10 protein-coding genes and 1 pseudogene are annotated in these 8,610 nt (G+C 67.9%); 4 read left to right on the forward strand and 7 right to left on the reverse strand.

All coding sequences use genetic code 11. From position 1 onward, the window contains the following. Positions 1–297 precede the first annotated feature (297 nt). Positions 298–1,158: a hypothetical protein gene (locus ACFWPX_RS32485; RefSeq protein WP_378931871.1), complete on the forward strand. Its 861-nt coding sequence runs from the start codon at positions 298–300 to the stop codon at positions 1,156–1,158. A gap of 65 nt (positions 1,159–1,223) precedes the next feature. Then, positions 1,224–1,517, forward strand: a complete 294-nt coding sequence (locus ACFWPX_RS32490) for a hypothetical protein (RefSeq protein WP_378931873.1) — start codon at positions 1,224–1,226, stop codon at positions 1,515–1,517. On the opposite strand, the gene ACFWPX_RS32495 is transcribed toward ACFWPX_RS32490, so the two are convergent. From ACFWPX_RS32495 to ACFWPX_RS32505, 3 genes are all read right to left on the reverse strand, one after another. After that, positions 1,518–2,336, reverse strand: a complete 819-nt coding sequence (locus tag ACFWPX_RS32495) for an alpha/beta fold hydrolase (protein ID WP_378931875.1) — start codon at positions 2,334–2,336, stop codon at positions 1,518–1,520. A gap of 155 nt (positions 2,337–2,491) precedes the next feature. Further along, positions 2,492–3,055: a methylated-DNA--[protein]-cysteine S-methyltransferase gene (locus ACFWPX_RS32500; protein ID WP_378922373.1), complete on the reverse strand. Its 564-nt coding sequence runs from the start codon at positions 3,053–3,055 to the stop codon at positions 2,492–2,494. 37 nt (positions 3,056–3,092) lie between these two features. Then, on the reverse strand, positions 3,093–3,356 hold the full coding sequence (locus tag ACFWPX_RS32505; RefSeq protein WP_378931877.1) for a hypothetical protein: 264 nt from the start codon (positions 3,354–3,356) through the stop codon (positions 3,093–3,095). 62 nt (positions 3,357–3,418) lie between these two features. Between ACFWPX_RS32505 and ACFWPX_RS32510 the strand changes: the two genes are divergently transcribed. Further along, positions 3,419–4,918 (forward strand): PLP-dependent aminotransferase family protein, encoded by a 1,500-nt coding sequence (locus tag ACFWPX_RS32510; protein WP_378931879.1) that lies wholly within the window; start codon positions 3,419–3,421, stop codon positions 4,916–4,918. Here ACFWPX_RS32510 and ACFWPX_RS32515 read toward each other — a convergent pair. After that, complete coding sequence (locus ACFWPX_RS32515) at positions 4,905–5,276, reverse strand: hypothetical protein (RefSeq protein ID WP_378922367.1); 372 nt, start codon at positions 5,274–5,276, stop codon at positions 4,905–4,907. The genes ACFWPX_RS32510 and ACFWPX_RS32515 overlap by 14 nt on opposite strands. A gap of 78 nt (positions 5,277–5,354) precedes the next feature. After that, on the reverse strand, positions 5,355–6,452 hold the full coding sequence (locus tag ACFWPX_RS32520) for a CaiB/BaiF CoA transferase family protein (protein WP_378931881.1): 1,098 nt from the start codon (positions 6,450–6,452) through the stop codon (positions 5,355–5,357). A 127-nt stretch (positions 6,453–6,579) separates the two neighbouring features. On the opposite strand from ACFWPX_RS32520, the gene ACFWPX_RS32525 reads away from it, so the two are divergent. Next, complete coding sequence (locus ACFWPX_RS32525) at positions 6,580–7,062, forward strand: DUF456 domain-containing protein (protein WP_378922363.1); 483 nt, start codon at positions 6,580–6,582, stop codon at positions 7,060–7,062. 51 nt (positions 7,063–7,113) lie between these two features. Here the strand turns inward: ACFWPX_RS32525 and ACFWPX_RS32530 are convergent, their stop codons facing one another. After that, a complete protein-coding gene (locus tag ACFWPX_RS32530) occupies positions 7,114–7,962 on the reverse strand; it encodes an amidohydrolase family protein (RefSeq protein WP_378931883.1) in 849 nt (282 codons plus the stop codon). Positions 7,963–7,998: 36 nt separating this feature from the next. Continuing rightward, positions 7,999–8,610, reverse strand: a pseudogene (locus tag ACFWPX_RS32535) (pyridine nucleotide-disulfide oxidoreductase); the annotation flags it as partial.

An 8,610-nucleotide genomic window follows, 5' to 3' on the forward strand; every position in this document is an offset into this window, starting at 1 on the left:
GGTTGCTCCTACCGACCAAACCCCCCGGCCCCAAACGCCCCGACCCGGCCGCGACCGGCCACTTCGTGGCCGCCGCTCCCTAAGGGTCGCGGGTGGGGGGCTGGGGGTGCGGTCATGGCGGATTCGGTGCTGGTCCAGGCGGTGTGCGGGTGGTGATGTCTTTTTGCTATCGATTTGTGGCTTTCGGCTGGCAAACGTTATCGTTCGCGGGCGGCGCGCGGGGACGTGTCGTTTTCCTTGAACTGGTTAGTGGGTGTCGGCGTGATCCGTCGGTCTGTGAATGTGAACTCTTCGGCGGTGCGGCGGATTGCTCGGCCGGTTGTCGGGGTGCTGCCGATGGCGTTGGCGCTCGCGTGTGCGGGTGTCGCTATCGCGGTGCCGCAGCCGGGTGTGAACGTGGCTCCGGTGCAGCCGGGTGTTACCACCGAGTCGCCCGCGGACGAGGGTGGTCGCTCGGATCTGGCCAAGTTCGACGGTCCCGATACCCTTGGCCACCTGAACCCTGAGCAGTCGCGGCCGGTGCCGGAATACACTTCGCCCGCCCCGCCGATCGTCATCGAGGAACTCCACCTCCCGGAGCCGGTCGAGCCGGTGGCCCCGATCGCCCCGCCTGAGCGCACACTGCGCATCGGTGACTTCACCAGCCCGGTCCCGGACGAGGTCCCGAACGACATCCTCGGTGATGTCAACGGCGCGGCCGCGAACGTCGAAGCCGCCATCGCCACCCAGGGCCGGTCGGTCGGCATCAACCCGAGCCGCTCGGACAAGATCGCCGCGGCGACCGTCGGTGGCGCACTGGCCGGTGCCGCGATCGTGGGCGTTCCGGCTGCTGCCGTCGGCGCGGTCGGTGGCGGGCTCATCGGCGCGGGTATCGGCGCTGGTGTGGGCTTCGCGGTCGGTGCCGCGGGCACTGCGGGCGCCACCGCGATCCTCGCCGGAGCCGCGTCCCTTCCCACCGCGGGCGCCGGGGCCTTACCGGCGATCGGCGCCGGTTTCGTCGCCGCGTTCCCGATCGCTGCGGCTAGCACGGGCGCAGGCGCGGCCATCGGTGCTGCGGCCGGCGCAGCGACGGGTGCCGCTGTTCTCGGCATCCCCGCGGCGGCTGCGGGCGCCGTCGCCGCTGGCGTGCTCGGCAGTGGTTACGGCGCGACCCTCTGACTGCACCTCGGCGTCCGAATGCCCGCCGGGGTAGCGTCGAGACGGGTTTCGGACGGAGGTGGATGATGGCTCTGCGACGTGGATCAGCTGCGGCGGCGTTGCTCGCGCTGGCGGTTCTGCCCGGATGTGCCGCTCAGGACGCTCCTGCTCCCTCGCCCAGCGCCACCCCGGCGACTTCGGTGTTGCCGCCCGCGCAGACGCTGACCCCTTCGCAGCAGCGCAACGAGCGTATTCGCGGGATGCTCTATACCGTCGGATGCACGAGTAACAGCTGCGTCCAGGCCTACTTCGCCTGTTTGGACGGCTACCTCACCGGTGAGCCGTGCCAGTTCTTCCGCGATCACCCACCGCCACCCTGATCACCGTGTACGGGTGAGGAATTCGCCGACAGCGGGGGCGAGGATCGAGATCTTCGGGTTGTGACTCACGCCGGCGAGCTCGGCGAACTCCGCGTTCGGCAGCACCGCGGCCGCGGCCTTCGAGCCCTTGATGAGCAGCGGTGCGGTCCGGTCGCCCGCGAGGACGAGCACTGGAACCTCGACACCCTGCCAGTCGGCCGGATCCAGATTCTTCCCCCGCATGTACGGCTTCATCACCGCCCAGTCGTGCGCGGTCGAATTCGACGTTGCCGCAAGCGTTTTCCAGAACGGCGTCACCCGCATGGCCGCCACCATGAGCAACGGCATCCCCATCGCCTTGGTCATGTAGTACCGCACGGTCTTCCCGCGCTCGCCCGCGGCGATCATCGGATGCAGCTTGGCTTCCAGATCCTTCGGCGGCACATGGCCTTTCGTGTCGACCACGAACGGCGGCTCGAAAGCCACCACTTCGGTGACGCCGGGCACCGACTGAGCGGCCAGCAGCGCGAGCGCGGCACCGGAGGACCAGCCGAACAGCGCCGCCTTCCCGCCCTCGGCCTCGACCAGCGCCGCGATATCGGCGATCTCGTTCGCCGGGTCGTACACGCCGGGGGAGTCGGTGCTGTCACCACGCCCGCGCCGGTCGTAGTTCAGCACCGTCAGCCCGTAGTCGTCGGCCAGCGCCTGCGCGAGTTCGACCATCGTCGGGAACTCGCGGTAGCTGAACGCGCCACCGATCAGGATGACGGTCCCGGCGGTGCCCTCACCGATCCGGTCGTAGGCGATCGTGGTGCCGTCGGCCGACGTCACAGTCTGCATGGGGAGTTCCTCTCGATAACGGGCCGCCGCGCTCGACGGTACGCGATCACCTCGACCGCAGGTCCGCGTGGGTTTCGCGGACCCGGTAGTCGGCCCGAGTCTGATCTTGCTCATTGAGACGGGCGCAGCCGAACGAACTCATCGGTCGATGCCGATCAGAACAACATCGGTTCGCCGAACCCTGGCGTCCGTTCGATCTCCAGCAATCGCGCTTTGGTGCCGATCCCGCCCGGCGCCGAGAACCCGTGCAACGCGTGATCGGCCGCGAGCACCCGATGACACGGAATGATGAGCGGAACAGGGTTGCGACCTAACGCTTGTCCGACGGCCTGCGCGGAGCCGGGAACGCCGACGCGGCCGGCGATATCGCCGTAGCTGAGCGTGTGACCCGGGTCGATATCGCGCGTCACCGCGTACACCGAGCGATGGAATTCCGGCACACCCCGCAGATCCACCTCGATCCAGCGCAGCGAGTCGACCGAACCGTCGAGGTGGGCGCGGATACCCTCGATCGCCTCGACGATCACCGGCCCCGGCGCACTCTCCGGCACCGCGGAGCCATCGAACGGCCGGGTGATCCGCGCGAGGGTCTCCTCCTCGCTGGCCTCGGGTAGCTGGAACCGGACAACGGCATCACCGTGCCAGGCGATAGCGCACAGCCCGATAGCGGTGTCGAACAGTGCCGAGACCACCGTCTCGGTCTGCGTCGAGTCACTCATGGTCACAGTGTGCGCCGACCCACCGACAAAGACACACTCACGCGGCGAGCGACCCCCGCTGCGTGTCAGTCGAGGCATCTTTAAGGCCAGTTTTAGGCAACTGGACCGCATCGTCGCCGACTTCGTGCGCCCGCATCGCATCGAGATCCCGGAAGAGTCGTTGCTCGTCATAGGTGCCGAAAGCCCGGTCATGCGGCAGATATTGGAAGGGCCAGAACGGCAGCTCGCCCTTCTTGGGCGAGAAGTAGTAGACCGCCACCCCGAAGGCAACGGCAACGGCGAGGGCAAGGAAAGTGGTCATGCCAGTAAGAATCCACCGACTGGCCTTGCTTAGAAATATCCACTTAGGGAATACTGGACTTTATGGCGACAAGAGTGATCGGCGCAGCGGGCCTGGCTCGCGACCTCGGCCGGTGGCGGGACCCCGACACCGACGGCGATTCCGAACGCCGCCCGCACCGGCCCGCCTACCTGGCCCTGGCCGAGGCCATCCGCCTGCTGATTCATGATGGTCGCGCCCCACTCGGCGTCGCGCTGCCCAGCGAGCGCGATCTCGCGGGCACCCTCGGCGTCAGCCGCACCACCATCACCTCCACGTATTCGCTGCTGCGTGAACACGGGTACCTGATCAGCCGCCAGGGCTCCCGCAGCACCGTCGCGCTACCGCCCGCCATCCAGCACGACGGGGCAAAGCCCAGCCGCGGCATCATGGCTCTGATGGCGCAGCCGGAACTGCCGACCATCGACATGACCTACGCCGCGATGCCTGCCTCCCCTGAGCTGCACGACGCGTATTCCATCGCACTGCAAGGAATTCCGTCCTACCTCGGCACCCACGGCATGGACCCGGTCGGCATCCTCGCGCTGCGCGAAGCGCTGGCCCGCCGCTACACCGCCCGTGGCCTGCCGACCGAGCCGGAACAGATCCTGGTGACTCTCGGTGCGCAACACGGACTTCGGCTGCTCCTCAACGTGCTCGCCTCACCCGGCGCGCGAGTCCTGATCGAGCACCCCTCCTACCCGAACGCCATCGAAGCCATTCGCGACGTCGGCGCCCGCCCCATCCCGATCCCGCTGCGACCCGAATTCCCCGACGCTGGTTGGGATCTCGAAGGCTTGCGCAGCACGGCCAGGCAAACCGCCGCCACCCTGGCCTACCTGGTTCCAGACTTCAACAACCCCACCGGCCTGCTGCTCGGCGCCGAGGGCCGCGCCGAACTGGCCGCTATCGCCCGCGACACCAGGATGACCGTCGTCGTCGACGAGTCGATGAGTGAACTGAACCTGTCGGACGGGTCGATGCCCCCGCCGGTCGCCGCGTTCGCGAAGGGCTCCGAGATCATCACGATCGGTTCGGCGTCGAAGTCGTTCTGGGGTGGCCTGCGCGTTGGCTGGATCCGCACCAATCAGCCGCTGATCACCAAGCTGCTCGGCATCCGTTCCACTGTCGACCTCGGCACCCCGGTGATGGATCAGCTCGCCACCGTCCACCTGCTCGAGAACGCCGAACCCATCCTCGAGCGCCGCCGCGAACAGCTACGCACCCAGCGCACCGCCCTGCTCGACGCCGTGGCCGAAGATCTGCCCGGCTGGCACATCGCGGTCGGCGCGGGCGGCATGTCGGTGTGGGCCCAGCTGCCGAGCCCGGTCTCCACCGCGCTCGCCGCCACCGCCCCCAACCATGGTGTATTACTCGCCGCTGGACCACGTTTCGGTGTTCAGGGCGCCTTCGAACGTTTCGTCCGACTGCCCTACACCCACCCCGAGGCCGACCTGCGCATCGCCGTCAAGTCCATCGCCGCCGCCTACGACGCCCTCACACCGCGCGCCGCCGATCCGCTCCAACCGCTCACCTGCTACTGAACGCGCACGGGTTGTGCCCGGTGGCGACCGGTGCGGGGCGCACGGTTTCGTACCCGGCCCCGAACATGAACAGCACCGATGCCACCAACCCCACCGCGGTCAACGGCACCGCGACGGCGCTGCGTTCGGACGGGTAGCGGAACAGCAGCACCAGCAAACACAGCAGCGAGATCGCGGCGGCCAGCAGCAGCCCGGTCGCGAGCCCGTTGAGCACGCTCACCATCACCGGCACCGGTGCCTCACTGTGGCAATGGGTTTCGGCGAGGTCGGCTTGCCGGGTGTCGAACAATCCTTCGGCCAGGATGAAGCACAGCACCGCGGCGCCGAAGGTGGTCACCGCGATGAGGGCGGCGAGCACCTTCGGTGGCGTTCTGACGGTTCGGATCCTCAGCCTGTCGTCGATAAGGGAAAACTTTACCGACGACAGGCCGGCAAATCAGTCAGCCCAGACCGTTTCGATCGGTGTCGCGACGTTCGGCGGGGGAGTGGGCGTGCCGCCCGGCGTGCGCGAGAACCGCGGCGCGGGCGCGTGCTGGACCACACCGTCGATGTCGATCAGGCCGGTACGGGCCACGATGTGCGGGTTCTCGGTGGCCTCGGTGAAGGTCAGCACCGGTGTGGTGCAGGCATCGGTGCCGTCGAAGATCGCGGCCCACTCGTCGCGGGTCTTCGTCAGGAACTTGTCGGTGAACAGCTTGCGCAGCTGCTCCTGACCGTTCGGGTCGATCTGCATCGGCAGACCTTCCGGATCTATCTCCAGTCCGGCCAGCAGCTCGGCGTAGAACTGCGGCTCGATCGCGCCGACGGCCATGTACTTGCCGTCGGAGGTCTCATAGGTGTCGTAGAAGGCCATGCCGGTATCGAGCAGGTTGGTGCCGCGCTCGTCGGACCACAGACCGACCCCGCGCATGCCCCAGATCATGTGCGAAAGGGCGAGCGCGCCATCGATCATCGCGGCGTCGATCACCTGGCCCTTGCCGGAACCCTGCCGCTCCACCAGCGCGGCGAGCACGCCGAACACCAGGAACATCGAGCCGCCGCCGAAGTCGCCGACCATGTTCAGCGGCGGCACCGGCCGCTCGCCCTTGCGCCCGATGGCATTGAGCACACCGGTCAGCGAGATGTAGTTGATGTCGTGTCCCGCGCGGTCGGCGAGCGGGCCGTGCTGGCCCCAGCCGGTCATCCGGCCGTACACCAGGCGCGGGTTGCGGGCCAGCGCGTCGTCGGGTCCGAGGCCCATGCGCTCGGTGACGCCGGGGCGGAAGCCCTCGAGCAGCACGTCGGCCTTCTCGACCAGGTCGAGGATCTTGGCGACGTCGGCGGGGTCCTTCAGATTCGCCTCGACGATCGTTCGCCCGCGCCACTGTGGGCGTTCCATGAAGCCGGGTAGCTGGTTCGGGCGCTGCACGCGCACCACGTCGGCGCCGAGGTCGGCCAGCAGCAGCGCGGCGTGCGGGCCTGGCCCGATGCCTGCCAACTCGATGACCTTGATGCCCGCAAGGGGCCCCTGCTTGGCGGTGGACTCCGTGCTCACGCGGTGACCTCAGTTCGTCGTCGAACGGTATTGACACTCCGACAATAGCGCTGGGGTGGCGGCTCGGGTAGAGCATGGGTGAGAATTCGCACGAGCGCGACTCGGCGCGGCAACGGGAGGACCGGTAGTGAGCGTGTGGGGTGAGGTCCTTGTCGGCCTCGTCATTCTGGTCGGCATCGTCGGCGTGATCGTACCGATTCTGCCGGGGGTGATCCTCATTTTCGCGGCGATCGCGGTGTGGGCGTTCATGACCGGCGGCGCGACGGCCTGGACGGTGCTGGCGATCGCGACCGTCGCGCTGGTGCTCTCCGGCGTCGTGAAGTACACCTGGCCGGGTAGGCGGATGCGCGAAGCGGGGGTGTCGAACCGTGCGCTGCTGGCCGGTGCGGTGCTCGGCATCATCGGCTTCTTCGTGATCCCGATCGTCGGCCTGTTCATCGGCTTCGTGCTCGGTGTGTACCTGGCCGAGCTGTACCGCTTGAAGACCAACGACTTGGCTTGGCCCGCAACGGTGCACGCGCTCAAGGGCGTCGGCCTGTCGATGCTGGTCGAGCTGTTCGGCGCGCTGATCGCCTCGGGCGTGTGGCTAACCGGCGCGCTGTTGAGCTGAGTCTATGGCGGCTGGCGCCGCGGGTTCTCGGCCTGTTCCCTCGAGAACCGGCTACTCGATGACCGGCAGCGGGCGGGTGTGCTCGTCCGCGCCGGGCAGCAGGTTGCGCGGGATCGGGATGGTCGGGTTCTCGACGCGCGGGGGCGGCACCTGGTCGCGGCGCACGGGGGGCAGCCGGTAGAACTCGCGGGCGTTGTCCTCGAGTACCGCGTGCATATCCGCGCCGACCACCTGGCAGATCAGGTCAACATCGCGCTCCTCGAACGGTCTTCCGGCGCGCGTGCCGGGCAGATCGCTGCCGAACATCAGCGCACCCGGATTGACCGTGTGGATGCGCCGCAGTGTCTCGGCCACATCCATCTCCACCCGCCCGAACCCGGTCGCCTTCACCCTGGCGCCGCGGTCCACCAGGTCGAGCAGATACGGCAAACCCTCCTCGGACATGCCGAGATGGTCGATCGAGAGCGCGGGCAGCTTCGAGATCACCGGTTGCAGCGAGGCCAGCATCTGACCGTCGATATAGAGCTCGACGTGCCAGCCCGCCAGTTCGTGCGCGCGCAACGCCTGCAACGTCATCTCGGTGATGTCGGCGGCGGCGCGCTTGAGATTGAACCGCAGCGCGCGCACACCGGCTTTGTTCAACTCGAGGATCTCGTCGTCGGTGGCATCGAGATCCAGCCGGGTCACGCCGACCCAGTCGGGACCGAGCGCGGACAGTGCTGCCTTCAGATACGTCTGATCGGCGCCTTGAAAAGACGCGCTGACGACAGCACCGCCGCGGACATCGAAGTGCCCCATTCGCTTTCGATAGTCATCGATCACGTAGGGCTCGGGTAGATAGCCTTCGTTCTCGATCAGCGGAAACCGAGGATCGATAATGTGGACGTGGGCATCGAACACTTGTACAGAATGCCCTATCTCGGCAGCGGCGGCAGCTCAGGCCTTGTTCGGCTCGGAAGCGCGCAGCATGTCCTCGCGCTCGACGACCTTCACGCGCTCACGGCCTTCTGGCTCGCCGAGGGCGCGCTCGTGGGCGTCGAGGCGGTACCAGCCCGCCCATGTGGTGAACGGAATGCCCTTGCCCTCGAGGAACTCGGTGACGGCTTCGAGCTCGGGCTTCGGCGCGGGCGCGAAGGCCTTGGCGTCATCGAGCAGGCAGGCGATGGTCTCGTTGGCGTCGCCCTTGGTGTGGCCGATCAGGCCGACCGGGCCGCGCTTGATCCAGCCGGTCACGTAGGTGGCGGGCATGAACCGGGCGTCGCCTTCGGCGGTGTCGTCCGAGATCACGCGACCGGCCTCGTTGGGCACGGTGCCTGCCTGATCGTCGAACGGCAGCTGGGTGACGTTCTGCGACAGGTAGCCGACGGCGCGGTAGACGGCCTGGATGTCCCAGTCGGTGTAGTTGCCGGTGCCCTTGACGTTGCCGGTGCCGTCGAGCTGGGTGCGTTCGGTGCGCAGACCGGTGACCTTGCCGTCTTCGCCGAGCACCTCCGACGGGGACTCGAAGAAGTGCAGGAACAGCTTGTGCGGGCGGTCGCCGTGGTCGCG

Origin of the sequence: Nocardia sp. NPDC058518 (assembly GCF_042719655.1) — a bacterium.
Lineage (GTDB): Bacteria > Actinomycetota > Actinomycetes > Mycobacteriales > Mycobacteriaceae > Nocardia.

Excerpts from the sequence above, each read along its gene's own strand:
- ACFWPX_RS32490 (WP_378931873.1), top strand. The coding sequence starts at position 1,224 with ATGGCTCTGCGACGTGGATCAGCTGCGGCGGCGTTGCTCGCGCTGGCG.
- ACFWPX_RS32495 (WP_378931875.1), bottom strand. The coding sequence starts at position 2,336 with ATGCAGACTGTGACGTCGGCCGACGGCACCACGATCGCCTACGACCGG.
- ACFWPX_RS32500 (WP_378922373.1), bottom strand. The coding sequence starts at position 3,055 with ATGAGTGACTCGACGCAGACCGAGACGGTGGTCTCGGCACTGTTCGAC.
- ACFWPX_RS32505 (WP_378931877.1), bottom strand. The coding sequence starts at position 3,356 with ATGACCACTTTCCTTGCCCTCGCCGTTGCCGTTGCCTTCGGGGTGGCG.
- ACFWPX_RS32510 (WP_378931879.1), top strand. The coding sequence starts at position 3,419 with ATGGCGACAAGAGTGATCGGCGCAGCGGGCCTGGCTCGCGACCTCGGC.